This window comes from Rhodococcus sp. C26F (assembly GCF_053345925.1).
Genome location: NZ_JBKFBA010000007.1, coordinates 1 through 25,918 on the forward strand (window position 1 = coordinate 1; position 25,918 = coordinate 25,918).

Here is a 25,918-nt window from a genome sequence, read left to right on the forward strand (position 1 = left end):
TTAGACGATATGGAGTGACACACCGCTTGTTCGTGGGGGTTTCGCTCCTCTTGGTGAGCCGGTACGTCCCTCGGTCGATGAGGGCGCGCTCAGCGCAGGGGTCGATGTCAACGTCGTTCATGCTCGCTGCGCTGCGCGTGCTCCACGTTGACATCACGGCCTGCGTTGAGCGGATACGCGATGATCGAGGGACGCCCCGATGACTGTGGCCCCACCTCGGCCAGGCCGAGGCCTCACGCACAAGATTCGTGGGTTACCGAGCAGACAAAGCCCGTCTGTCCGGCCTATCCGACAATTGTGGGAGGCCCCGGTGTTTACCGAGCGTACGAGCGTTGGACTGGACGTGCACGCACGTTCGGTCGCGGCAGCGGCCATCGACAACGTCACCGGCGAAGTGTTCCAAACCAAACTGACGCCGTCCTACGACCACATCCGGTCCTGGATCGCGGATCTTCCGAGTCCTGCAGCAGTGACCTACGAGGCCGGCCCGACCGGCTTCGGACTGTATCGAGCGTTGACGGACGCGCAGGTGCGGTGTGAAGTGGCCGCCCCGTCCAAACTGCAGAAACCGGCTGGAGACCGAGTCAAGACCGATACCCGAGATGCGCTACACCTGGCCCGGTTGCTGCGACTCGACGAGATCTGCACGGTGTCGATCCCCACCGTGGATCAGGAAGCGGCCCGCGATCTCGTGCGGGCCCGAGAGGATTGCCGCGGCGATCTGATGCGGGCCCGTCACCGCCTGTCGAAACTGCTCTTGCGGCATGGCATCGTCTACTACGGCGGAGCGGCGTGGACCGGAGTGCACGATCGATGGCTGCGCACCGAGGCAGCACCACAGCTGACCGCGGCGGCGACCAGGATGGCGTTCGACGCCGACTACGAGCATGTCCTCACGATGCAGGCCCGGCGTCGGCGTCTCGATACGGCGATCGAAGAGATGGCTGCCGCAAGTGAATTCACCCCGGTGGTGCGCCGGATGTGCTGTTTGCGTGGGGTGGGTACCTTGACCGGGTTCGGTTTGGCGGTGGAGATCGGCGACTGGAACCGGTTCACCGGCAATACCATCGGTTCGTTCGTCGGATTGGTGCCGTCGGAGTACTCGTCCGGTTCGTCACGGGTGCAGGGGTCGATTACGAAGACCGGCAACACCCATGCGCGTCGCCTGCTCGTGGAAGCTGCCTGGCATCACCGACCTCGATATTCCGTCGGGGCGGTGATGCGGTCGCGGTGGGATCAGGCCCCGGCAGCGGCCCGTGTCCGTGGTGACGAGGGTAATCGTCGCCTGCACGGCCGGTGGGTAGGGTTCCTCGAGCGCCGGAAACGGCCGGTGATTGCGAACGTGGCGATCGCGCGTGAGCTGGCGGGCTGGTGCTGGTCGTTGGCGGTGATGGACTGCTGATCGTCCCCTGAACTGCTTCGCCGGCGAGCTCGGTGATGACAAGCGCGTGGATCGACCCGCGATCCGACTATGAGCAGGTCTCTCGGGGCCGACGCTCGATTTTAGACACGCGGATGCGATCCTGCCGAACACCGTCCTGCGGTAGCCAATCCGCGTATATCAGTCTGACCGCGCGTCGTTTTATCGACACGCTCACCATAGGGCTTGGTGGCGAAGCGTAGAGGCGTCCCCGGGGCCGCTCCCCGGTGGCGCCTCACTCTGCTCTCTTGACAAACTTCTCGACATATCAGTCGGACATCCGGCCCGTCGGGAGTTGCCGCTCCTGGCGGGCCTTCTTCAATTGTGGCGCCACTCGGATCGGTGACGATCTTGGAATCCTGGCATCGAACGATTGCAAAGGCAATAGAAACGACGAATATTGCCCATGCCCAACGTGATTAACGCTGGGCATGGGCAACAACTGCATCAGGATGAGCGCGCCTGCACACTGAGATCGCGCAACGACCGCCCGTCGGAGAGCCTCCAGTCGCGCCAGCCGTTCCGGGTGCGACCGCACTTCTGGATAAGGGGAGCGGACGGGTGGTCGTACTCGTGACCATCGAACCCGAGATGTCCGGTGGCGGTCACTTCCGCGGTATGGGTGAGACCAGTGGCAGCGTCCTGGTAGCGAAGAGCGTCCCCCACGCTCAGCCGGCCGTCCCGCACGTGGTCGTACAACGCACCAGTGGCGCCGAGGTCGTCGGGTGTTATCCACTCCTCGATCCGGACCTTGTCCTCGGTGTCAGGACGAGATCCACCGACCAGCTGGCCGATGCCCCGCCCCACGACTCCCAGTCCTGATCCCACACCCGACAACCCCGCACCGAGGGCCCGGCCTGCGACCGATCCGGCTGCGAGCGCACGGCTGCCTACTTCGGCCAGGGCATCCCCAACGTTCGGTTTCTCGGCTTCCACCCATTCAGTGACCTGCCGGCCGCGGGCCTCGGCGAACCCGTCGAGGTCGTTGCGGAGGTGGACGATATCGTGCGAGAGACTGTGGGTGGCGCCCCATCGGAAACCGTCGAGCCGATCCATGCGGGCGTACTCGGACAGATGCTCGCGCGCGTGGTGCAACAGCATGCCGTCCTGTTCGGCGTTACCGGCGAGGAGTCCGCGGGCATCGTCGAGCACGATCTGGAGGTGGTCGGGTTCGGTTGCCTGAACCCGCGCGATCCGCAGTCGCTGCCACAGGTACAGAGACTGCTCGCTCACCACCAGCAGATGGAGGGTCTCGCCGAGTCGGTTGTCCTCGAGAGCCTTTCTGAGGTAATCAGCACGTTCGTTGACGGGCTTGGTGGGATCGAAGCCGGCGAGAGTGCGTTTGGCGTGTTCGCGTAGGCGCTCGATGGTGACCACGAGATCAGGACCGAGGCCCGCGACGGATTCCCAGTCTGTGTTCGTCAGGATCTGTCGTTCGTCGAGCTGGGCTGTGAGACGACTCAGGACGACGTAGTGGCCGCGGACATCGCCGGCGCGCGAAGCTTCGGCGAGCGCGAGGACTCGACCGACCTTGCCTTCGACACGAGCGATCGACTTCTCGACCGATGCGATGGCGCTGGCTAGTGCGACTTGGACGGCAAGCAGCTGGACGGTTGCCATACGCGCCGGGGCCATCGACACGTGCTGCCACTGCACCTGGTGCGTGAACTTTCCTGTGTTGCCGACCAATGTTCCGCGAAAAAATCCATTGCCGACAGGGAGTGCCCGAGCAGTCTTCAATGCCTCGACCGTTTCGGAAGAAAGCCGTACGAACTCTCCGGCTTGAGACGAGATGGCAAGTCCGGCTGCCGCAATTGCAGAGGCGTGTGCAGCGACCACAGGGGAGACATTGGCCGTGTCTATCGCATCCGAGACTAGCCCGCGGAGTTCGGCCACGTACTTGGCGACGGCGTTCTGGTCGCCACATACCAGCAATCCCTCCGGCTCGAGACACACCGCGAGGTCGGTGCCGGGGTCGCCCTCCACCGGCGCCACTGCTGCACCTGGGGTCCGCGCCAACTCATCCATTCGCTTGCTCTCCTCCGCTCGGCCCGACGGACCGGGAACCTACCCTGCGCTCCCGACATCGGTACAAACGGGATGTACGTAACAGGACAGTGCGCGACCGATTCAGGGTTCGTGCTGTCCAGGTCCTATCGGTCGCCGAAGCGATCCGCCCAGAACGCTCGGTTGCGGACGAGATCGATGTCCTGCTTCCGGTCGTCGAAAGCGAAGCCGATCAGGTCGTCCGCCAAGCTGTGAACATCTCGCGCGAGAGCCCACACGGGATCCTGGCTCGTGTACAGGAAGTACTGGCGGGGAGTCGTAAACGGCGGCTCCCACGACACTCGCACGGAGCACCCGTCGCCCGGGTTCTCAGTGATGGTTCCGCGGAGGTAGAAATCCATGACGGACACGCGGTGACCTCGTCGATCGAACGGGAGGTCGTCGGCGGTGGTATTCCGTCGCGTGCGAACTGCGATGGGTTCACCGGAGAGCATGTCCGCGACTTTCGCTTCATACCGAGGGTCGGGATCCATCCGCCATTCGCCCTTTGCGATGAAGTCATCGATCTGGTTTCTCCCTGATACGCGTGGCCCGCACCCCACGATCCAGTAGAGGTCCACGTCGCCGAGGTCCTCGACGTCGATGTTCGTGTCGGCCTCTGCGTCGATGCTCACGGACTCGACGTACGGAATGGAAGAATCCAGCTGTGTAGTGGCATCCTCTTGCGAATCGTCTGCCGACCTTCGATATTCGGGATAGACCAACTGCACCAGCTGCGGGCAGTGGTACCGCGTGTAGACACAGAAGTGCTTACGCATGAGGTCGAGGACGAGCTGCGCTGCGGCCGCCGTGACGTCGGGATCGGCCAGCAGTCCTTCAAGTGCATTCAGGTCCCTTGGCTTGAGGCAGATCAGGTCACCTCCGGCATCCACGTAATCGCGCACTTCGATGTGAACACCGGGATGCCTGCGTCGTAGGGAGCGCATCGACCCGACTCGCGATGACAGCGTGCTTTCGCGCACGTTCAAGATTCCCTGGACGGCACCGGGGGAGTCCTTGACGCCGTGGGCGACGAAGACTTCCATCATTCCGACGCTGACGCAGAATCGCCGAGGGAACTTACTGCCTCCGTACGTTCCGGTACTCACCGACCAGTACTGGAACTCCGTAGCGCGGGGCGACGGCACACACGCTTCGAGGAAAGTGCGCAGCAGCGCGGTCAGCGCAGCCGATTCGGGGAGGTCGCTGAAGCGGCGGGCGGCCGTAGAATACCGCACCTCCTGCTCGGAGAGATCCTTGAGGGGAGTGGTGTCGCGAGCATTGACTCCTCGCGGGTCGCGAATCCACAGCTTCTGCATTTCGTCGCTGAGCAGTTCCTTGAGCGCGTCGCGACCAGTCGTCACATCGGAATGAACGACGTTGCGCAGCGGAATCTTCTGTGCTCTCAACTCACGAATCAGCGAGCGCTCCACGACGCGAAGCTGTTGCTTCGATGCTGCTTTCGGCAGGAGACGAACTGTCGCAATTTCGTCACCCCACTTCGCCGCATGTCCGCCCATCCGAGAGCGGAGGTCGACCGATTCTCCGAGGTAGTACGTGTCGTCATTGAAGCTGAGCAGGTACCAGCCGCTCCGTTTCGGTCCGTCAGCCGACAGTGCGGACCGTCGCACATCCGCAAAGCTCACAGGAGCGCGGAACTTCCAGCCGTCTGCCCAATCATCGACACTACGAATCGTCACGGGCGAATAATAAGACTCCGCATATCGGGAGTTTCACGCGACCGGGTCATATCGGATGAATGTAACGAAGTGTGAAGCAGGGTCGATACAGGACAATTGGTGGTCGAATTCTGGCGCTCCGACCATATCGAGGAATCGAGCCCCTGATGACGCCGCTGCTCGTGGATCATTGGGCCCGATACTCACCACTCGTTCGGGTGGGACGGGTCGTACATTTCGTAGCTTCCGACTGCCCGCCACAGCACTGATCCGGTTGGCAGCGCAGCGTACGCTCCTCGCGCAACCGACTCGGTGCGCTTGTACAACAGCGGTATTCGTGTAGCCGAAGCGATATCAGGTAGGGATGCCCGACTCAAGGCGCGCGACATGTGTTCGAGCACCGGCATGCTGGCGGATTTTGCGAGATTGCATCGTGGATCGGTGGCTACGAGGTTGGCTACGCCGTCGATCGGGAGAAGCGACCAGGGGAGGACGTGGTCGATGTGGACCTCAGTCACTATGCGGCCGTCGCAGTAGAAGCACCGATTGTTCTGCAGTTCTCGGAGCGGCTCGGCGAGTGCGCGGAGAGCGGTACGGTCGGAACCGAACAGGAATCCGTCGAGATCTTCCGCATCGAGTTCCGCCCGGTTGAAGCCGATGACATCTTGGGCCCACCGCGACCGTACGAAGGTGCGGAGCAAGGTCGATGTTCGCCGCAATCCTTCGGGTACGCCTGGCCATAGGACGATGACGCCGATCCGGTCGATCTCAGTAACCGTCATCTTCTTGTGGAACTCGCTCGCATCGAACAGGAAGTCGTCGCGAATACGACTACGTGGCACCGTTTGAAGGTGGGTAAGCGGTTGTTGGGCAATCGTTGTCCGGAGTTCCCGAACCAGTGAGCGGTAAGCAGGATGGCCGACTTCGCGTGCTGCCTCCGCCGTGCGCAAACCGTCGCGCAGCAGTATCTCTTTCGCGTCGGCGATCTTGTCCGGAATCGATCTTCCTTGGCGTGACTGTGCGAGCCGGCCGTGTTGGTGAAATACCCGAACCTGCGGCCAGTAGTACCCGACGAACCGATGAGAGATCTCGTCGATAGGTACTGTGAGCGTTCCGTCGGGAGCCGACGAGTGCTCGACACAGATATCGATCAATGCCATCAAGGTCGCGAGCTTGTACGTCGACTCTCGACGTCCGGTTTCCACGAGCTGAACCACTCGGGCGGCGAGGTCCACCGCGTCGAGGGGTCCGCTGGCAGCCTGTTGCAGATCGCTCATCCTCGGTTCCATCAAGCGCAATAGTCGCAGCGCCCGCTACGAGGAAGGACAGTGTGATGCTCGGGGCACAGTTCGACTTTCTCGGGACGAGCGGCCGCGGCCTTACGCGCTGCCGCTTCGCGTGATGCGGTGACCTGGGGCGGGAGCGTAGGCGTGCCCCCATTAGAGGGGAGATCGGTGCTGTATGCGCGGTAGCACCTGAGGCGGGCTTCGGCAGCGTGATGATCGAAATCGTCGGGGATGGGCTCACCTGCCGTCTCGAGGACGAAGCGGTACCCGTCGCCGACGGTCTGGTTCTGGGTGACGCACAGCGAGGTGAGTGGCGGCTCGTCCCGCCGCGCACATTCTTCGACGACGACTGCCAGGACCTTGCCGATCCAATTGCGCATCTGCGACTTCGTTCGGATTCCGGAGATCTCCTGGACCTTCTCGGCCAGCTCCTTGTAGGTGACGAAGTCGTTGTAGCGGGAAGCGGTCTCGAGCAGGACGTCGTATGCGACCGCTCCCCACTCTGCGATCGCATCTCGGAAGGACACAGCAGATCCATCGGACACGCGCCAAGTGCCTGGGGTCGTGGTGGTCGCCGGCCCGGACTGATCGATTGTCTCGACGCTATCTGTGGGTCCGTCGCCTGCAGGCTCTGTATCCGAGGCACCGCGTGGCACGTAGACGCTCGTCGCAAAACCGCACTTCCGGAGCTGAGCCAGAGCGTAGTGGGTATTGAACTCGGAGCGTGGCTGCCCACTGATCAGGTGATACGCCTGCTTCGGAGGATAGAGAACTCCATCGATGTCGGCCCAATGCTCCTGGAGAGGTTCGGGCGCGTTCTTCCTGATCAGTGTGGCTGCAGCCGCGGAGTCGAAATCGGGCGTATCACTCATGTGCCCATTAGAGCGTGTCTGGCCGACACCCGTTGTCCCGGGTTCGGCATATCGGATTCTCGACGCCCCCGCGAGGGATCGACTTGCTTTCGTGAAGCGTTCTCCGAAGTCCCACGAGGGGAGTTCTTGAGTCAATCGTCTCTGCCAACGGCTCGGGATAGACGTGCGGTGTCCCCACCGCTGGACCACCAGCTGTGTCACGTAATGTGCCCAACCTTTGGGGCGATTCACCGGATGAGCGAGTAAACGCGAATGCGCCTTCGTTCCAATGATCTTGAAGTTTGACCGGCGAGGGCAGCATGGCCGAGAACATGACCCCATCAGAGGCGAAAGCTATCGCTGAGCGGCATCTTAGGTCGCTCGGGTTCACCGTTATCGCAAGCGGTGGGTCAAGCCGGATGCATATCGCAGCGACAGGCCTGGTTGCAAAGGTCACTGTTCGCGCCGCTCCAGTCAGCAGATCGGAGTTGGTGACCTTCTACATGAACCGCGACGTCGGTCCGCTCGACGCTCGGGCCTTCTTTGCGCTCAATGGCTATGGACCGACGGCCGTTGACTATGCAACGACGCACCGGATTCAACTGTTCGACATCGATCGTGCAGGTCGGGTCATCGAGCGCAACAAAGTAGGGCTCCCAGCACCCGGCGGGACGACACCACCATTGCCGCTCTTCCAAAGGACGGCCACTCCTCGGCGGGAATGGCCGACCGATCCCCGGGACCAGACAATACGGGTATTGGAGAATCTTGAAGCGGAGAAGGTCGGGAAGCTTCTCCTCCGCATTGCCAAATTTGTCGGGGCCGCAATCTCAGCGCACTTAGCGAAGAGGACCAAAACGGTGCCGCAGCGTGAAGTCTCGGCCACCCCCTCGATCCGCCGTGCGAATCGAGGTCTCCTTGCGGTCGGGGCCGTGATGTTTATCGTTGTCGTGGGAGCCGTATTGGCGGCGGTGAGTCGTCCGGATACGGGCCTACCGGCGGGCACCTCACCATCGGCATCCATGACGACGGTTCGTGAACTCTCGTCGGCAGTCACGACGCAAGAGACCACCCGATCGGACACTCAAGCACCGACAAAGGTCGAGTCCTCGAGCGCGATACCGACGACCAGTGTTATCACACCGCCACCGCCATTACTGACGCCATCAAGAACTCCGACGTACCTGCCCCCACCACCGGTGAACACTCCCGAGTACACGCCTCCGCCGGCACCGTCAGACTCGTGGGCTTATTACAAGAACTGCGACGCTGCCCGCAATGCTGGCGCCGCGCCTCTCCTTCGGGGCCAAGCAGGCTATAGGTCCGAGCTGGATCGCGATGACGATGGCGTAGCCTGCGAATGGAATTGAGTGCTGAGGGACAGTGATTTCGCTGACGTTCGATCGTGATGGTCATCGGGCTGCCGAGATCGCACGGACCGGCATCGCCGTTATCCCCTCTCAGGTGTTGGTGCGACTCCGCAAATCGATGACGAGTTCACGTCGAATACGGTCGTGGAGCGGCGTACGAGCTTCCTCTGCATCTGTTTCGGCCTCGTCGGCACTCGAGGCGCGGCCCATAACGACATCGAACCACGCTGCTCGGTCCTTCACGACACGGAACATTTTCTCGTCGTGAGTGCCTGCGAGATACGGCTCGTAGACCTGAATCTTCTCACCCACGGTTTCGGCGTATGAACCGATCCGATCGAGACGTCCGGTGCGCTGTTCGAGCTTGCTCGGGTTCCAATCCAGGTCGTGGTGGATCACGTGCCGGCACTCGTGGTGCAGGTCGATGCCTTCTCCCATCACCGAACTCGCAACGAGGATGTCCGGTGCGAAGGGGGTGTTGAAGACGGCGATAAGTCGCTCACGGTCTTCGCGTCGCGTACCTCCGTACGCGCGACGCACCGGGACGAGGCTTGCGCCGCGCCCCTCTTGCGTGGTCGAGTTATCATGTTCGCCGGTGAGATTCAATAATGTCTTCTCGCGTTCGACGTCTGTCGTAGACGCAAGACGAGCCGCGAAGGCCGTCCAACGATCGAGCAGAGCGACCCTGGCCGGATTTGCGCCGGCGAGACCATCGAGGACCGTTGTGCTGTCCATCCCAGGGGCGATGTGGGTATACCGGATGAGATTGGCCCGAGTCCGGAGATTGCGGATCGCGATAGCCGTCAACTGCTCTGCGAGGTCGGGGTCGTTCGCCACTGCGTCGAACGACTTGACCAGATGATGGTGGACGGTCTTGTACGAGGTGCTGGTGGGATCGAAAAGGCGTCGGGACGTCCGGTTCAGTTCGGTCACGGCCTGCGTGCGCGGGACACCGAACAGGTCCGCGGCACGGGTTTCGACCAGGTCGTCCACTCGGCGGCGCAAGGCGTCGCGGAGTGCTTCGGTGGTCCTGATGTACCAACAGAAGATCAGACACTTCTCGCCGGCCATCCACAACGAGGATGCTCGCTCGACCGTCGCTTCCACCTTGGGATGTCGCTGTCGCCGCTCCTCCGTCGCAAGGACATCGGAGATGTACCGGTGGTACCAGGCAGCAGAACCCGAAACCGAATGAGCAGGTACTTCCTCAGCAGATTCCTCGGTGTCCGAGTCGAGAGGAGTGCTGCCGGTTTCCAGACGAAGGTATGTCTCGTACGACGATGCGATGCCATATGCGAACAACGGTCGCGGAGCGCCTTCTTCGGAAGCGATCGCTTGAGCACGTGCTGCGAGGAGAAACGGCATCGCATCCTCGTCACGTATCGGAATGCCGCCCTCGCCATCCGCTGTACGGGGGAGCATGGCAGAGCCGCACAGGTAGTCGCGTCGGTGCGGTCGCTCATGCCGTATCAACCATGGCCGGAGACGGTCGTGCATGTGCCGACGCGCGCGAACGGTGAGTTGAGCGTCTTTCCAGGCACGCACCACGTGGGCGTCGAGCGACGTATCCGCCGGCGCGTCCGGGGACCACGAATCGAATGCCGGTAGGTCTTCGGCCGTGATCTTCGACCATGACTCGTCGAAACGGATCGCTGACACTTGCGCGTCGTACAAGGCGGCACCGAGCTGCGTGAGTCGTTGATCCAATGTCTGCGCGGGCTGTGGCTTGAGCGGACGGACCGCTTCGAGTCGGCGCAGGACGTTGACGAGCTCGTTGTGCCCCAGTTCGAACGGTGTTGCTGTGAGGAGGAGGATTCGGTCGAAGATTCCGTAGAGCGCTCCGTCGGTCGGATGATCCGGGTGCGGCGAGAACAAACGACTGATGCGGGTGTGATCGTTCTTCAGCGCATGAGCTTCGTCGATGATAAGAAGTGGAAGACGGATGTTCGCTTGAGTCAGAGCCTGTTTCCACACGAGTTGGGTGGCATCGTTCAGTGCTGTTCGTGCGTCCTTCAACCGCTGCTTCAGATTGGACGATTGCCGTTGCGGAAGTTCTCGTAGTACCTCCCAGACAGCATCCAGATCGAGCTCGCTCGATACTTGGTCGAGCGCGTGTGGAACGGGGTCGTCCCCGAGGTCTTCACCGGTGAGAGAAAGCCATTCGTCCCGCCACTTCGATGTCGGAGTCGACAGAAGTCGCTCGACGCGTTCCGGTGTGAACCGAGCGGTAGGGATCAGCCCATGGGTCTTTTCCGACCATTTTGCGATACGCGTGCGCACCTCGTTCGCTCCGCGCCGGTTGTAGACCGCATATGAGAGCAGAGCGAGCTGGATGAAGTGATCTTTCAGTGAAGTCGTCAACGCGCCGTGGGTAACGACCACAAGGTGTTTGCGACGTGATGCAGGATCGTCGAGCAGCCTGAGAAAGTCCTCGCCGCTGCGGATCGGTGCATCGACGCACCTGATCGTCCGAGCGGATGGCTCGAGTAACGCCTCACTGAACTTGCCCCACTCGTCCACCCACTTCTGCGCGACGCGTGCAGGGACGAACGCAACGACCTGTTGACCGGTGCTCTTCTTCAGGATCTCGGAGACCGCGACGGCGAGCGCGACATAGGTTTTCCCCATACCGACCTGGTCCGCGAGAACAACGCCTTCTTGAGTCTGAAGTCGTCTCAGGATGTCCTCGGCAGTCCGCCGTTGTCTCTCCCAGTCGTCGGCGAACTGGTTGTCGAGTGAGCGGCGAAGGTGCGTGCTCAGAAGTTCAGACATGCCCGTGCTTCCTTCGATGCGCTGTCGCTGTACTCCACTACTTCCCCTCCGCCGGTAAGCAGGTCGGAGCGCAGCCGGTCGAGATCGTCGAGAACCTGGCGAACAAGACGACGACCATCGGCGATGTCGATATGGGCACACACGGTCGGCCAGCGAACTCGCGAGATGGAGAGAGAAACCTCCGCCAGAGTGAACAACGCCTCTGCATTGCTCATGTGACGGGCCGCCGCATCCTCGACGACCTTCCTTGCAAGGAACCGGGGACCTAGCGGTCCTGACAAGCGAGCAGCAAGCATCTCGGTAGTAACCACCGGACGGGACAATCGCCGTTCGAAAGCGGCGAGTGCTGCGCCGAGCGCCCGCCCGCGTCGCATCAGGGTGCTGAGCGAATCAAAACGCTTCAGGGGATCGACAACTACGGGAGCGCCGGCTCTCGTGATGCCCCGCTCCTGTGTCTCTCGCACGATTTGCACAATCGAGTGACCCGACGAGAGAGCGGCAAACAAGTGGGAGGACAGCAGGTCCTCGAGGCCGAATCCGGGAGGAAGTGTTTGGCGGTCATCGGCCAGTACTGCCCATGTCGAGATCTTGCCTGCCCACCGAACATCGATGAACAGTGGGATCTCATCCTCCTTTACGGGGAAAGCGAACTGACCTGATCGCCCCTCGGAATCCCATCTCGCGGAGTTGAGAATTGCTGTTCCCGAAGGCATTCGGATTTCCCAGCTATCCGGGCTGGGTGCCGAGGTGAGTACGATCGTCAATTTCCAGTCGTTCTGATTGGTGCTGAGACGGCAGGTACCGAAAAAGGCGGGCAATGCGACGAGTTCGCTGACATCTTCGTCTTCGTCATCGGGCGCTGTGAAGGGAAGGTCGATGGTGAGGCTCTTGCCGCGCGGGATCAATGTGGAGAGAGCTTTGCCTTCCTTACTGTCCAGCGAAGCGCTGAGCCACACGTTCAGCTCACGGTGGCGATGCGCTCCCTTCAGGCCGAGGCCCGCTTCCGTGTGGTTGGAGCTGCCGACCATCACGGCGACCCGTGTCCTGCTGTAGAGAGCAAGGCATTTGGCGTGGAGTCGCCTGATTTCGTTGTCCACAGGCCCGAGCTCGACAACATCATCTACGTATTCTTCGGCGAGGAATTGTGGTGGGAACGTTGTCTCACCAGCGGGTCCGAGTGCGACCGCAACATCATGGTGCCGTGCCGATAGCGGAAGTCCGGTCAGTAGCTTGCGGACTGTGGTCAGAACAGTCGGCGAGGTCGAGTCCCAGAATGCGGAGACATGCGTGGCGCCCAGCGGCCGATTGCCATTCCATACCGACTCGAAGGAATCCAATGGACGAGTTGTTTCATTGGTGGGAGCGATTGCCACCGCTACAGAGGACGACGTACTCGGTTGAGCGGCGATACGACTTCGGAATTCATCGATCAGTGCGACCGCACGATGTCGCGCAGGTACGCCGTCAGTGAGGCCGGGAACGAGCGCGAGATAGGACTGCAGCTCGTTTGCGATGGACTGCAATACGTTCGGTGGAAACAGGCAATTGGGACCGAGGTCCGCTGCGAGCGCCATCTCGATATTCCGGCGATAACCGGCCTCTGTGAGGTTCGCCGAACCGACCATGACCCGGGTCGCGCGCTCCCACAGGAGTACAACCACTTTGGAGTGGAGAAGTCCACCGTTGACCTGGCAGTGGAGGACATCCCACCGAAGACTCGACCGCTCCGCCTGAGTGTGCCGATCCGCCAGCACGGTCACAGTCGTCGACCGCAAACCCTCTTCGAGTTCGAGCCGCGCCACGAGATCGTCGACGGAGCCGGTGTCCTCGTCGACGCTCTCCACCGCGAGGAATCGGGCGAGGCAATTTCGTTCGAAGAAGTCGGGTTCGAGGGTGAAGGTCGTGGCAATGACGCCGACGGGTTCGCCGGCGCCCGGTGGTGCCTGCCAGTGATCCAAGAGCGGAGAGGTCTTAGGTTGGCCTTTCACATGGTCTCCCGGACGAAAGTGGCGAGCGTATTGATCCGCATCGGATGGGTCCAGTAAGCGTTGTCCAGATCCAGGCTCTGGTTTCGGTACGGCGGTCTGACAACCCACCGGTTGTTCAGCTGGTCGAGCCACATCCGCTTGTGTTTCGCGTCCTGCACTTCTTGATGTCGAAGAATCAGTGCCGTGACAAACTCCGAGGGAGTGAGCCTATGGTCGAAGAGGGACAGGACCTGGGAGACATCGCGTGCCAAGTGCTCGTCGAGTGCGTGTGCCGCTTCGACGGCCCAAGCCACGAGATCCTCCAGCTGCGCTGCCGTCTCGGCTACGAGCGGAGCGTCGCAGCCTTGCTCCACAGAAAAAGCTCCGCCGAGACTGGTGGCGTAGGCAAGCAACCGTCGATATGCATATTCGATTGCAGTAGCGCACTGTTCGAACTTGATTGCAGTGGACAGAGCGACTCGGGTGGGCGTTGACGCGCGGGATAATAGATTCTCCGCCACTACCTGCTGGGGTGTGCCGGCTTCTGGCAAGTCGGTACGCAGCAGCGAGGCAAGCTCGTCGTGGATCGGCTGCCCGGTCGCGGTGACCAGCCTTCCCAGTTCGGCGCGTTCCCGCTTACGAACTCCTCCAGGCCTGAGAATCTCCGCGAGGCGTTGCATCAACCACCCGGTAGGGGGTGCGACGCTGTGGTTCGCGGCGAGAGCACGCTCCACTTCACGCTCGATCTCGCGACGGAGCTTTTCCCCCTCCGATCGGTAGGTGCCGTCAACGAAGCCCGATACGCCGTTGTCGGTTTCCCACGCGCGGACGAGCTGGTAGGCAGCCTCGCCCGGTAGCCCCTCCTTGCCGAGAACTTCTGACGCAACAGAGAAAGGTCTGTAGACGCCGGTGAATCCGAACACCCGAGGCCCGGACAGATATGTCGAAGGACCCAGTCGTTCCTTGGCTTTCTCTGCTCGCCGCGCCTTCTGGATACCGGGAAGGCCACGAATATCGTCAGCGGGTGCGTGACGCACCAGCGCTTCGACAAGGATCCACTCGAAGGCGATATCTGGTTTGGTCTTACCGTCCGTCGACACCACATCTTCGAGCTGTTGCCAGCCGAACGCGCCCACAGCGGCAAGTGTGACGAACCGTGGTTGAGCCATGCGTGCTCGTAAGTTCGGTACGAGGTGCTGTGCAATCCGCTCGGCGACCGCCCCGAGGCCGAGCGGATCGAGACTGCCTTCGCCTATCGCGCCCGGGTCGTACTGAGAGAAGTGGGGGAGTTGGTCGAGAAGCGTCACGGCAGTTGTCGGCTCTCGTTGTGGAGTGGGGGCAGCCCACACCTTCGCTCCGCTGTGTCGATGTACACGTGCTCCCGCATTTCTTCTCCGACCGATGCAACCCTGCATCGCACCTGGATCCGTTGTAGTGCCTCCTGCAAGAAGCTAGATCGACGACACGCCGTGTTTCGTTGCATCCCGGCGGGATATAAGCGCAGTTATCCAGTGCGCATTGGTGCATGACCGTCGAAGAAGCGGTCTCGGTCGCCTCGGTGCTAGCCATATCCGGGCATGGCGCACCAGCCGCTGACGGCTCTGCGGGCTTCGGCGGTGTCTTCCGTTCGCTGGAGGATGCCGAGTCGTGTGCGGTGATGGTGCTGCGGATCAACTCGCTGTGTGCGGTCATTTGGGTAGCACGGCAGCGAATGGTCGGCAATTGGACACGATTTGTGTGGTGCCAACCCCACTATCCGGGGTCGGAGCCACACAAATCGGTCAGAGGAAATGTGGTCGCCTCTGGGCCGCCCTTCGATTTACCTTTCCGCCAGACGCGACCGTCGTTGCTGCAGATCAGCGCAGCTGAGGTTCTTGCCGTCCCGCGCGATCGCTGCCGCCTCGCGGTCACCAGTGGATGGCTGCGACCGAATCCAGCGGTTCGGTGATCGCCTCCGTCGCGACCTGCAGATCCGCATCACGCAAGGCCTGCGGGAACCGCAGCAGTGCGCGCTGTTCGATCTCGGTCAACGGCACCTGGAAGACCCGGAACTCGTCGAGATCGAGCACCTCGAGCTGGTCGAGGTTCTGGGTCAGCAGGAAGCCTCGGGCCTTGAGCTCGCCGTTCTCGACGAATACGAGAACCTTCCAGAACTCGCGCGGGATCTTCACCCTCCTGAACTCGCGGTCGTCGTCCGCGAACACCGGGCCGCCGAACGCCGATACCTTCAGATCATCGACGTCCACGTCTGCGAAGACCGCGTCCTCGAGCTTGCCCCAGACGCCGTCGCGGGCGCTCTGGTTGAAGTCGTCCATCTGCGGGGTGATGTTGGTGTAGAAGAACGAGTCTCTGTTCGCCTTTGTTGCTTCGCTCAGACTGCCCCACAACAGGTCGGCCCGGCGTGCGAGGTGCCCGCGGTCGAGTCGGTTCGCCCGGTACAGCTCGTTGCCGACCTGGGCGTCCGCCGCCAGACGTGGGTCCTTGACGAAGTCGATGTTCTTGCGGCTGAGCTTCTTCATGGATCCGCCGTCGATGTTCCACGCCACCCAGGCCGCGAACCGGAGCGACTTCCGCATCGCCAGCGAGAAGTGCGTGTAGTGCAGCACCTCGGACCCGTCGTTCGCCTTCGCGATGTCGGGCTTCACCTCGGCCGTCACTTCGGGAAGGGGGACGGGCGTCGACAGGAAGTTCGGGTCGTAACCGACGGCCGCAACCGCCTCTTCCGACGTGGGCGGGGTGAGGGTCACACCCAGCTTCTCGAAGACGGACTGCGGCAGGCACGCCAGCGCGTGCTCGTCGGAGCTGCCGTTCGCTTCGCCGGCGAAATGCAGCCCGGCCAGGACGGTGGTCGCCGCGCCGGTTCCGGACCGGAACATCCACGCGGAACCCGAGTCGCCGCCGCTGCTGATCTCGCCGGCGGCTGCCGGGTGCTTCGGGTCGGGTCCGATCTCGAACCCACCGATGGACTTCGTGCCGACCCCTCGATACGTGATCTTGGCGATCACATCGACACGACGCACCAGACCGTGGGTGATACCGGTGGTGCGGCCGCTCTTGATCACCTTGTCACCGAGCTCGGGTTCTCCGATCGCGTCCGGAACGACGCCGAGCCCGCAGATCTCCGGATCGAACTGCCGATCCTCGATCGCCGCCACGGCACAGTCCCCGGCCGGCCCCAGATGCGACCGTACGAGTCGTCCTACCCGGTTGTCGTTGATGCGATTGTCGTCGTGCGGGCCGGGCTGGACGATCGTGTCGCCCACCCGACCCGTCGCGTTGTGCAGCACGTGCCAGTTGCTGAGCATGTACGGGGTGTGGTTGTCGATGTCGTAGACGATGCATCCGATCGTCCCGGCACTGACACTCGTGTGCCCGACGCTCACACCCGGGACGATCGGATCCAGTCGCGTCTTCCGGGGCGGCGTCGCTGCCTCCGGGACGCGATGGAATGCGGGTTCGTACGACCGCTCGATCACGTCGGTCGGAACTTCGACACCGTTCACAGTGATGCTCTCGGGAAGCGGGGAGGTGCCCAATGCTTCGAGAGCCTCGGGCTCCGATACCTTCTCGTTCACCGTGAACTGCACGGCGAGCTCGTCGGTGGGCATGCCGTCCACGTGCTTGTAACCGACGCCGACGGACGAGACATTCGGATCGTCGAGGTAGTCGGCGCCCTTGCTGCGGATGAACTTCCGCAGAGCGACGGCGAGCTCGTCCTTCTCGGGCCGGGGTGTGCGGCTGGTCCTGCCGTTCTTGGTAGCCATGTTCGATCCTTGTGGATACGACGCGACGATGACGCGGCGCCGTCGGGTGGATGAATCGGAAGCCGATCAGCTGAAGACGACCGTGTGATCCAGGCTCGTGGTGGGAACGATCAGCTTCTGGAGACCGCGGTTGGTTCCCGACGAGCTGGCGGTGTTCCAGCACCAGTCGAATGCCTGCTGCGGCAGGTTGGTGACGAACGGCCCGCTCCATTCCGGGCTGCCGCCTTCGCCGTGCGCGTAGAAGAAGAACTTGCTCCCGCCGACGAATCCCGAGCGGACCTTGGCCGTGGCACCCGGCGCGAGTCGCCACCAGCCTTTCTTCGCCCAGTTGCCGCCGTCCGAGCATCCCGATGAACTGTATGCGTATGCGACCCAGACGGATTCACCCGTCCGATTGCGGAAGAAGAGTCCCATGATCTATTCCTGTGTTGTGAGCGGCGGGTCGGCCGACAGATCGGCGTCCCCGTTGTCGTCGGTGGCATCGTTCGAGCCTGGGAAGTGCTCCGAGGCGGTTGCCGTGTAGGCCGGGGAGTCGGTATCGGGTTTGTCGACGGTCGGCGTCACCGGCATCGATTCGTCGGCCAGGGAGAGTGCGGCGGCCTCGGCTTCGTCCAACAGCCGCCACTGTCCGGGTTGCGTACTCATTCTCGGGACTCCGATCTGGAGGAACGCGGATCCGTCCGCGGTCTGTGAGAAGAAAGCTACGAGCGCGCAAGCACTCCGGGGAGAGTAGAGGGCTACTCGATTCGTGGTGGGACAGCGCATTCGGCGCTGCGGACCGGCAACTCGGGTCCGCCGCAGCAATCCAGCAGGGGTCGTACGTCTGCCGGTGAACGAGTAGTGGAGTACTCGTGACCGGACATATCCGTCGGTTCTACGGTCATGACGAATCGAAGAACTGCCGGAGCTCCAGCAGAGGTTGCGAGATGCGCGCGCTCGAAGGCTTCAACACACGATCTCGGTATCGGACCGCGGGCGCCGTCGTGGCCTTGGTGTTCTGCGTCGTGGGAGTCGCGGGGTGTGATCGGACATCCGGTGGATCGGGGTCGCCGACGTCCTCGGTGACGGGGAGTGTGCCTCGGCCTTCGTCGGAGTCCGTGCTGCCGACGATCGAAACAACGACGTGGTCGGCAACGACGTCATACACGGTGCCGACACGTAACCCGGGTCCTCGACCGACTACGACGGACACACCGCCTGGCCCGACGACGACCATAGAGCCCACGGTTCCCACCACAACCGACGTGACGGGTGACGACGTACCACCCGACGAGGATGTGCCGGTCCCCGATGAGTGACGATGCCATCCGCTCGAAAACGGCGTATCCGACCCACATGTGGGTCGGCCTGCTCGCCGGCATCGTCGCGCCGACGACCCTGCTTACGGGTCTGTGCTACTACTTCGGTTTCGTCTCCGCCCGAGCATATTTCGCGTACTTCGGTGTCGACACCGGTGCCTTCGGCTTCACGACGGCCGACTACGTGCTGCGCAGCGTCAGCGTCCTGTATCCCGCACTCGTCTCGTTCCTCGCCGTGGCGTGTGTGGCGTTCTGGGTCCGCACTCACGGTCTGCGGCTGGTTCGACGAGGCAGGCAACGTAGAGTCGTCCGGCACGCCGGATGGAGTGCGATCGGTGTGGGAGTTCTGCTCGCGGTTCTGTCGGTCTCCGCCGTGATGGTGCCGCGGTTCTCCCCGGTGCGCAGCGCGACACTTGTTCCGATCTTCCTGGCGGTGGGAGCGGTGCTGATCATCGTCGGAGTCGGCATCCGGTCGGCGCTGGGGGCGGACGGCGACTCGACGGTGTCGGCCGCGGAGCGATCGACCTGGTTGTTCGCAGGTGTTGCACTCGTGCTGGCGCTGTTCTGGTGCACCAACATCTTCGCCACCGAGTACGGACGTGGTCAGGCGCAGAACGTCGCGTCCGAACTGTGGGACAAGGAGACCGTCGTTATCCTCGACACCGCCGATCGCCTGTACGCGCCTGCGAACCTCGTCCACGAGACCGTTCTCGATCCGAGCCCGGAAGAACGATTCGGTTATCGGTACCAGTGTCTGAGAACGCTGTTGGTCGGACAGAACTATTGGGTGCTGCTTCCTGCGCGGTGGACGACCCAGTACGGATATGTCCTGGTTCTCCCCGTCGACGAGTACTCGCGCATCAGCATGACGCGGCTCGAAGGGATCGACAAGACCGACGCGGCGAATTGGGATGCGGAGTGGACGTGCCCGGAGGTCGCCCCGTTCTGAGACGCCGCGTGACCACAATCGCGTAGCGCACTACTCGTGCCTGCCGCACCCTGCCGCGTGACGATCGTTGCACCAGCTTCGAACCGATGCGGCAAGGACGAATCGACATGCCGAAGAACATCATCTATTGCGCTGACGGAACCTGGAATTCAGGGAAGCGGACGAACACGAATGTGCATCGTTTCCACGAAGCACTCGCGTCGACCCCCACCCAGGTCAAGATCTACGACTCCGGAGTGGGTACGGAAGGAAACCTGCTCTCGCGCTTGCGGGGCGGTGCCTTCGGGCGGGGCCTCGTCGAGAACGTACGGGAAGGCTACGGACGCATCGCCGACGTCTTCGAGGAAGGCGACCGCCTCTTCCTCATCGGCTTCAGCCGCGGCGCCTACACCGCGCGGAGTCTCGGCGGCATGATCGCCTACTGCGGGCTGCCGTCCCGTCGTCCCGCCGATCGCCTCGTCGAGCAGGCCTTCCGCGCCTACCGCAACCGGACACCCGCCGAGAAGAAGTGGACCGGACCTTCCGGCGGAACCCGCATGGTCGACGGGCACATCGAGATGATCGGCGTGTGGGACACGGTCGGAACACTCGGAATCCCGGGCGCACTCTTCGGCCGGCTCGACCAGAAGGACTACGGCTTCCTGGACACCCGGCTCCACCGCGACGTCAAGGCCGGCTACCACGCGCTGTCGCTCGACGAACGGCGTCGACAGTTCCCACCGACCCTCTGGGAGGGCCCAGGGGCGGACGGGCAGACCATCGAACAGGTCTGGTTCGCGGGAGTGCACTGCGACGTCGGCGGCGGCTTCCCGACGACCTCGCTCGCCGACATCAGCCTCGCCTGGATGTTGTCGAACGCCGAGAGGCACGGTGTCGAGATCGACCCGGCTGTCGCGGCGACCTATCCTGCACTCCTGCTGGACTGCACTGCGGCACTCGGACCGGTCAACGAGTCGTGGAATCCCCTGTGGGGCTTCCCTCGTCGCCGGACGGTCGGAAGCGATGCTCGCGTGGCCGACTCGGTTGTCTTCCGGGTGACCATGAACTCCCGATACTCACCTCCGCTCACCATGGACGCCAACCCGCGGCGACTGTCGGCGTCGTACCGGCTCGCCTCGGTGGTTCGCATCTAGCCGGTAATCACCGGCATCGATATCGACGACGGGAAACTCGATGTTCACACCTCTGCTGTTACCGACTCGCCGTCCACGTCGGCGCCACTCCACGCTGAAGTCGTCACCCCTGCTCTCCGGTCGTCTCCCGTGGATCGGGGCCGAGGTGGTCGGGCGGATCCCGCTCGCTCGGCGTCAGGCGAGCAGGTTGGCGATCGAGAAGTACGCCAACGCCGTGCCGCCGCGCCCGCGCCCGCTGACGTTGGCCGCCGATTACACGACGTGGACGAGCCTGACCGACCGCACCTACAGCGGACGCCACCTTCCTCCGTCCACCACACCGCCGGAGGAGTTGCCGGCGGTCGGGGACGTGGTGTCGTTGTTCCGGCGCACCCGCGACATTCCCTCGACCGATACGAGTGTGTGGTTCGCGTTCTTCGCTCAGTGGTTCACCGACAGTTTTCTGCGTACGAACAGGAAAGACCCGAGGAAGAACGACTCGAACCACGAGATCGACCTGTGCCAGATCTACGGGGTGAACCGGGCCAAGACGAAGATGCTGCGGGCCGGCTACGGAGGTCGTCTCGACAGTCAGGTCATCGACGAGGAGGAATATCCGCCGTTCCTGTTCATCGAGCGCAAGCCGGGGGAGGAGCTGCGGTTCGTTCCGAAGTTCGCGAAGCTGCACAACCGGGAGTACCTGCTGGAGACGGTTCTCCCACTGTGCCCGGACGAGCGGAAGGGGTCGGTGTTCGCGGTCGGACTCGAGCACGGCAACAGCACGATCGGCAACACCGTCCTGAACGTGCTGTTCCTCCGCGAACACAACCGGATCGCCGGCATTCTCGAAGGCGCGTATCCGGACTGGGACGACGACCGGTTGTTCGAGACCACCCGCAACATCATGATCGTCATCCTGTTGAAGATCGTCATCGAGGAGTACATCAAGCACATCGGGCCGTTCGACTTCCCGATCGAATTCGTGCCGTTCATGGCAGACAAAGCTTCGTGGAACAGAACGAACTGGTGCGCAATCGAATTCAACCTCCTGTACCGGTGGCATTCGCTGATTCCGGATTCGGTGGTGTTCGATTCGCAACGGGTGAGCACGCATAACTTCGTCGACAACAATCCCTTGGTGATCGACAGGGGCATCGAGTCGATCATCGGGCAGTTCTCGCGGCAGAAGGCGTCGAGGATAGGACTCGGGAACACCCCGGCCTTCCTGGTCGACCGTCATCCGATGTGCCCCGACCGCGAATCGGTCGAGGAGAGGACCGTCGGGCTCATGCGTCAGGCGCGGCTGCGCTCGTTCAACGACTACCTGGAGGCGTTCGGCCTCGGACGGCTGACGAGCTTCGCCGAGCTCACCGGTGATGTCGAGGTGCAGCAGAAGCTCGAGCGGCTCTATGGCGATATCGCCGAGCTCGAGTGGTACGTGGGGATCTTCGCCGAGGACTATCCGCGTCACCGCATGATGGGTGAGCTGCTGACCACGATGGTCGCCCACGACGCGTTCACGCAGGCGTTCACGAATCCGCTGCTGGCGCGCAACGTCTACAACGAGGACACCTTCTCGAAGGTCGGCATGGGCATCATCGAGCAGACACACTGCCTGCAGCAGATCGTCGAGCGGAATTCGCGGACAGGTCAGAAGGTGTACGCGAGCTTTCGCATCGAGTGAGCGGAACCTGTCAGAGAAGACGCACGACGACCGGCGCATGATCGGAATCCGCCGTGGCCCGCCGCAAGCGGGGGTCTGCGGTGATTCCGGTCAACGCGTCGGTGACCGCTGTGGCGGATTCGAGGTGGTCGAGCAGGCGATGGCTGACCAGGATGTGGTCGATCAGCTCGGGTTGTCCCTCGAAGATCCGCGAGAAGCGGTGCTCTTCGGGGATCAGTGGGGCGACGTTCCACAGGCGCGTTCGGTCGCCGTGATCGGGACGCGGGAACCCACCGGTGCCGATCTGCGAGCCGGGCGGTCCGTGGAGCACACGGGTGGTGGCGGCGTCGGCGGTGTCGTTGAGGTCGCCGAGCACGATGACCGCGGGATCGTCGCGCGGCGACCTGTCGTCGATCGCACCGTCGAGCAGGACGGTCGCCGCTGCCCGCACGGTGGCGGCTTCGGCTGCGCGCCGGTAGAGCGCGTAGGCACCGAAACGTGCACGCTCGTCCTCGTCGCGCGGAGAGAACCGGTTGCCGGGATAGGTGAGCAGCTTCGACTTCAGATGCGTGGTGATCAGGTCGAGCACACCGATCTCCGTCGCAACTCGAACTCTCAACGCGCCGCGTCCCATCCGCGTGGCGAAGCTGCCGGCCTCCGACCCGTCGGCCACCCGTACGGATCCCAGTTGCTCCGGGAAGGCCGTGATCTCGGACGAGTCGAGGAAGGTCGGCCGGGATACGAAACCCACCCGGATCCCGCGTGCATCCGGATGGGCGGACAGGCATCGGTGCCAGCGGTCGGGCAGCAGCGCGACGAGGTCGTCGAGGGCAGCGGGGTCGCCGACCTCCTGGACGGCGAGGATGTCGGCGTCGATCTCGGTCACGATGTCGGCGAGAGTGTCGAGCTTGCGCTGGTAGACCTCGTCGTTCGGGGGTCCGGATTCGTGCCCCGGACGGTACAGGTTCTCCAGGTTCCATGTCGCGACGGTGACCATGCGCTGCTCCCGGGATCTCCGCGTCGTCACGATGCGGATCCGGACGGCGCTGCGTTCTTCTCCCGAGCATGGGGGACGGCCGTCGGCATGTCGCGAGTAGCGCACTACTCGTTGACGTCACTCGTCCTCGTTGCGCATCAAGCGCCCGAGCTGTTCCCGATCGCTGACGCCGAGCTTGATACACGCCCGATAGAGATGACCTTCGACGGTGCGGACCGACACGAACAGCCGGTCGGAGATCTGCCGGTTCGTCAGCCCCGTGGCGACGAGCGCAGCGATCTCCCGCTCACGGGCGGTCAACGGAAGCGGGTGGGCGGCAGACTGGATCGCGGGCGTCGTGATCCCACCGCAGCGGGCGGCGAGTTTGAATGCCTTGGCAGCGGATTCGGTGCTCTGCCGCTTGTGGTCGTCATGGGTGTGGGCCGACGCCGCGAGCGCTGCGGCATCCGCCGCGTGCAGTAGTAGCCCCCGGTTCTCGAAGTCGTCGCTGACGGCGTCCAACCCGGCCGCATCGCCCTTCGCGACCGCGGCGGCGTGACGGGCCTGGAGCGACACCACCGGGCCGTCGACATGGTCGACGAGTTCGGCCAGGCGGCACGCGACGCTGCGGTCTCCGAAGCGTGCGGCATCGTGGAGGGCGTCCGCCTCGACGGCGTACTGCCCGGACGTGCGGGCGGCCTCGGCGGCTTCGCGGGCGAAGGCGATGCTGCGCTGCTCGGAGTTCTCGGCGGCGGCCAGCCAAGATTGGGCGATGAGTCGTGCGGGTCGGTGGATCGCCGTGTGGAGTCCGGTGTGTTCGTCGGCGGCGTCGAGGACTCGCTGTGCCTGCTGGGGTTGTCCGAGCACGGCGTACGCCTTGGCCAGAAGGATGGCGGCCGGCAGTCGCCACGGCAGAGGTACTTCGGCGGTGAACGCGGCCAGCGCCTGTTCGATCTCCGTGACGACCTCGGGGAAACACCCGCGGTTCGTGTGGATCACGGCGGCCATGATCTTGGAGAGCGCCCACGCGAGGTACTGGCCGGACGACGAGAAGTGCGAGATCTCGGCGACCCGCTGTTCGGCCAGTGCCAGGTCGCCGATCTGGGCGAGGGCGACGACGTCGCCGTAGCGGATCATCGTGCGGATCATGCCGTCGGTCGACTTGCGCATGTCGAAGCAGCGGCGGGCGATGGGTTCGAACTCGCTGCCCCGGCCGATGACCGGCAGGCCGAGGCCGGCGCTGAACGCGGCCCACTCGACCGCCTGTGCCAGCGCATCCGGGTCGGACAGGACCTCGGCCGACAGGGTGAGCCCCTCGTCGAGCCTGTTCTCGTGGACGGCGACCGAGGCGGTCACGGCGTCGACGAGCGTTCGCAGGGCGGGATGGTGGACCCGTTCGCGGAGCAGGTCGAGGACCCGGTGGGCACGCTCGACCTCACCGAGGGACCAGAACAGGACGGACATCTGCGGCATGCCCCACTGGACCAGTTCGAGCTCGTTCAGGCCGTCCGGATCGAACCGGGACAGTGTCTTCTCGGCGTGCTTGGGGTGACCCTGCCACAGGAGCGCGCGGGCCAGCAGTTCGGCAGCGGCGATTCCACCTCCGTTCTCACAGGCGCGACGGGCGATGCGTTCACCGAGCGGATGATTCGACAACGAGACCGCGTCGCGCGCCGCTGTGACGAGGAGTTCGGTGTCGGGCGTGCGGTCGCTACCCATGTAGAGCTCGGCGAGGCGGATGCGTTCCGCAGCGGTACTCGTACCGCGCTGTTGCAGTTCGTCGACGAGTCGCCCGCGAAGCCTGCGGGCCGATGCGGTGCCCATGCGTCCCCGCACGACCTCGCCGAGCAGGGGGTGGCTGAACCGCACGTCGAACCGGGAGCCGTCGGGTTCGATGCGGATCAGGTCGCGCAGCTCGGCCGCATCCACGGCGTCCTCGCCGGCGATGCGGAGCAGGACGTCGAGGTCGAGCGGCTCGCACAGGGCGAGCGGTCCGAGAGCGGCACGGACCTCCTGTCCGGCACGATCGAGGCGCAGTTCCAGCAGTTCGGCGAGCCCGGGGGTTGCGGCGGTCTGTCCGCGGAGCTGCCACACCCCGGACGTCTGCACCAGGTGGCCGGCGTCGAGCGCACCTTCGACGAGGTGCCGGAGGAACAGTGCGTTGCCGCCGGACATCTCCCACATGACGTCGGCGCTCAATTCCTCGAGCTGTCCGCCGAGGACGGACCGGACGAGGCGGATGCTCTCCTCCTTGGTGAACGGTCGCAGTTCGATGCGCTGCAGGTAGTCGTCCTTCCACAGCGAGGTGACGGCGTCGGGGACGGGTTCGCCGGAGCGGATCGTGGAGATGATCCGCACGGTGTGTTCGATTGCGAGCTGCTGGAGCAGGGTCGCCGACAGCTGGTCGAGCAGATGCGCGTCGTCGACGCCGAGCACGATGTCTCCCTGTCGGAGGAGGGACTGCCGCGCGGATCCGACCAGGGCGACTGCGTCACGGGTCGTCGACGGATCGACGAGCGGAGCGAACGCACCGAGCGGGATGCTGCGCGCGGACTCCGTCCCGGCGACCCACTGCACGGGAGAGCCGAGGGAGTCGGCGACGAGGTGGGCGAGCGTGGTCTTGCCGACCCCCGCGGCGCCGATCAAGATGGCGCCCTGGCCGTCTCCGGTCAGCTGGGATCGGATCGTATCGAATTCGTCGGGACGATCGATCAACTGCCAATTGATGGCCACGGTAACTCAGTATAAGGAGGCCGGGATCGGAA

The 25,918-nt window shown here is 63.5% G+C and carries 17 protein-coding genes; 5 read left to right on the forward strand and 12 right to left on the reverse strand.

Annotated features, from left to right (window positions below):
- The first annotated feature begins 310 nt into the window (after positions 1–310).
- Entirely contained in the window at positions 311–1,402 is a 1,092-nt protein-coding gene (locus ACLBYD_RS10635) for an IS110 family transposase (RefSeq protein ID WP_447816405.1), read from the forward strand.
- Positions 1,403–1,867: 465 nt separating this feature from the next.
- On the opposite strand, the gene ACLBYD_RS10640 is transcribed toward ACLBYD_RS10635, so the two are convergent.
- From ACLBYD_RS10640 to ACLBYD_RS10655, 4 genes are all read right to left on the reverse strand, one after another.
- Positions 1,868–3,076, reverse strand: a complete 1,209-nt coding sequence (locus ACLBYD_RS10640; protein WP_447816406.1) for a DUF4357 domain-containing protein — start codon at positions 3,074–3,076, stop codon at positions 1,868–1,870.
- 497 nt (positions 3,077–3,573) lie between these two features.
- Positions 3,574–4,899 (reverse strand): hypothetical protein, encoded by a 1,326-nt coding sequence (locus ACLBYD_RS10645; RefSeq protein ID WP_447816407.1) that lies wholly within the window; start codon positions 4,897–4,899, stop codon positions 3,574–3,576.
- 449 nt (positions 4,900–5,348) lie between these two features.
- The gene (locus ACLBYD_RS10650) at positions 5,349–6,422 is read right to left on the reverse strand and encodes an HNH endonuclease (RefSeq protein WP_447816408.1); all 1,074 of its coding nucleotides are present in this window, start codon (positions 6,420–6,422) and stop codon (positions 5,349–5,351) included.
- 11 nt (positions 6,423–6,433) lie between these two features.
- Positions 6,434–6,958, reverse strand: coding sequence for a hypothetical protein (locus ACLBYD_RS10655; protein ID WP_447816409.1), 525 nt, complete (start codon positions 6,956–6,958; stop codon positions 6,434–6,436).
- Between the two features lie 1,346 nt (positions 6,959–8,304).
- Between ACLBYD_RS10655 and ACLBYD_RS10660 the strand changes: the two genes are divergently transcribed.
- Entirely contained in the window at positions 8,305–8,652 is a 348-nt protein-coding gene (locus tag ACLBYD_RS10660) for an excalibur calcium-binding domain-containing protein (RefSeq protein WP_447816536.1), read from the forward strand.
- 90 nt (positions 8,653–8,742) lie between these two features.
- On the opposite strand, the gene ACLBYD_RS10665 is transcribed toward ACLBYD_RS10660, so the two are convergent.
- From ACLBYD_RS10665 to ACLBYD_RS10690, 6 genes are all read right to left on the reverse strand, one after another.
- A complete protein-coding gene (locus ACLBYD_RS10665; RefSeq protein WP_447816410.1) occupies positions 8,743–11,424 on the reverse strand; it encodes a helicase-related protein in 2,682 nt (893 codons plus the stop codon).
- Positions 11,409–13,412, reverse strand: coding sequence for a hypothetical protein (locus ACLBYD_RS10670; RefSeq protein ID WP_447816411.1), 2,004 nt, complete (start codon positions 13,410–13,412; stop codon positions 11,409–11,411). The genes ACLBYD_RS10665 and ACLBYD_RS10670 overlap by 16 nt, the downstream gene beginning before the upstream one ends.
- A complete protein-coding gene (locus ACLBYD_RS10675; protein WP_447816412.1) occupies positions 13,409–14,698 on the reverse strand; it encodes a hypothetical protein in 1,290 nt (429 codons plus the stop codon). The genes ACLBYD_RS10670 and ACLBYD_RS10675 overlap by 4 nt, the downstream gene beginning before the upstream one ends.
- A 600-nt stretch (positions 14,699–15,298) precedes the next feature.
- Positions 15,299–17,155 carry a DNA/RNA non-specific endonuclease gene (locus ACLBYD_RS10680; protein ID WP_447816413.1) on the reverse strand — a complete coding sequence of 619 codons (1,857 nt, stop codon included), beginning with the start codon at positions 17,153–17,155 and terminating at the stop codon, positions 15,299–15,301.
- A gap of 66 nt (positions 17,156–17,221) precedes the next feature.
- Entirely contained in the window at positions 17,222–17,569 is a 348-nt protein-coding gene (locus ACLBYD_RS10685) for a DUF1036 domain-containing protein (protein ID WP_060654429.1), read from the reverse strand.
- 3 nt (positions 17,570–17,572) lie between these two features.
- Positions 17,573–17,800 (reverse strand): hypothetical protein, encoded by a 228-nt coding sequence (locus ACLBYD_RS10690; RefSeq protein WP_447816415.1) that lies wholly within the window; start codon positions 17,798–17,800, stop codon positions 17,573–17,575.
- Between the two features lie 645 nt (positions 17,801–18,445).
- On the opposite strand from ACLBYD_RS10690, the gene ACLBYD_RS10695 reads away from it, so the two are divergent.
- From ACLBYD_RS10695 to ACLBYD_RS10705, 3 genes are all read left to right on the forward strand, one after another.
- Complete coding sequence (locus ACLBYD_RS10695; protein ID WP_447816416.1) at positions 18,446–19,402, forward strand: hypothetical protein; 957 nt, start codon at positions 18,446–18,448, stop codon at positions 19,400–19,402.
- A 107-nt stretch (positions 19,403–19,509) separates the two neighbouring features.
- Complete coding sequence (locus ACLBYD_RS10700) at positions 19,510–20,535, forward strand: DUF2235 domain-containing protein (RefSeq protein WP_447816417.1); 1,026 nt, start codon at positions 19,510–19,512, stop codon at positions 20,533–20,535.
- Positions 20,536–20,575: 40 nt separating this feature from the next.
- Complete coding sequence (locus tag ACLBYD_RS10705) at positions 20,576–22,198, forward strand: peroxidase family protein (RefSeq protein WP_447816418.1); 1,623 nt, start codon at positions 20,576–20,578, stop codon at positions 22,196–22,198.
- Between the two features lie 10 nt (positions 22,199–22,208).
- Here ACLBYD_RS10705 and ACLBYD_RS10710 read toward each other — a convergent pair whose 3' ends face one another.
- Positions 22,209–23,204, reverse strand: coding sequence for an endonuclease/exonuclease/phosphatase family protein (locus ACLBYD_RS10710; protein ID WP_447816419.1), 996 nt, complete (start codon positions 23,202–23,204; stop codon positions 22,209–22,211).
- A gap of 87 nt (positions 23,205–23,291) precedes the next feature.
- On the reverse strand, positions 23,292–25,886 hold the full coding sequence (locus tag ACLBYD_RS10715; protein ID WP_447816420.1) for a LuxR C-terminal-related transcriptional regulator: 2,595 nt from the start codon (positions 25,884–25,886) through the stop codon (positions 23,292–23,294).
- Positions 25,887–25,918 lie beyond the last annotated feature (32 nt).

What these genes read in the sequence shown, in the direction of transcription:
- ACLBYD_RS10650 (WP_447816408.1), bottom strand. Translation starts at nt 6,422, where the DNA reads ATGAGCGATCTGCAACAGGCTGCCAGCGGACCCCTCGACGCGGTGGAC.
- ACLBYD_RS10660 (WP_447816536.1), top strand. Translation starts at nt 8,305, where the DNA reads ATGACGACGGTTCGTGAACTCTCGTCGGCAGTCACGACGCAAGAGACC.
- ACLBYD_RS10665 (WP_447816410.1), bottom strand. Translation starts at nt 11,424, where the DNA reads ATGTCTGAACTTCTGAGCACGCACCTTCGCCGCTCACTCGACAACCAG.
- ACLBYD_RS10680 (WP_447816413.1), bottom strand. Translation starts at nt 17,155, where the DNA reads ATGGCTACCAAGAACGGCAGGACCAGCCGCACACCCCGGCCCGAGAAG.
- ACLBYD_RS10685 (WP_060654429.1), bottom strand. Translation starts at nt 17,569, where the DNA reads ATGGGACTCTTCTTCCGCAATCGGACGGGTGAATCCGTCTGGGTCGCA.
- ACLBYD_RS10690 (WP_447816415.1), bottom strand. Translation starts at nt 17,800, where the DNA reads ATGAGTACGCAACCCGGACAGTGGCGGCTGTTGGACGAAGCCGAGGCC.
- ACLBYD_RS10695 (WP_447816416.1), top strand. Translation starts at nt 18,446, where the DNA reads ATGAGTGACGATGCCATCCGCTCGAAAACGGCGTATCCGACCCACATG.
- ACLBYD_RS10700 (WP_447816417.1), top strand. Translation starts at nt 19,510, where the DNA reads ATGCCGAAGAACATCATCTATTGCGCTGACGGAACCTGGAATTCAGGG.
- ACLBYD_RS10705 (WP_447816418.1), top strand. Translation starts at nt 20,576, where the DNA reads ATGTTCACACCTCTGCTGTTACCGACTCGCCGTCCACGTCGGCGCCAC.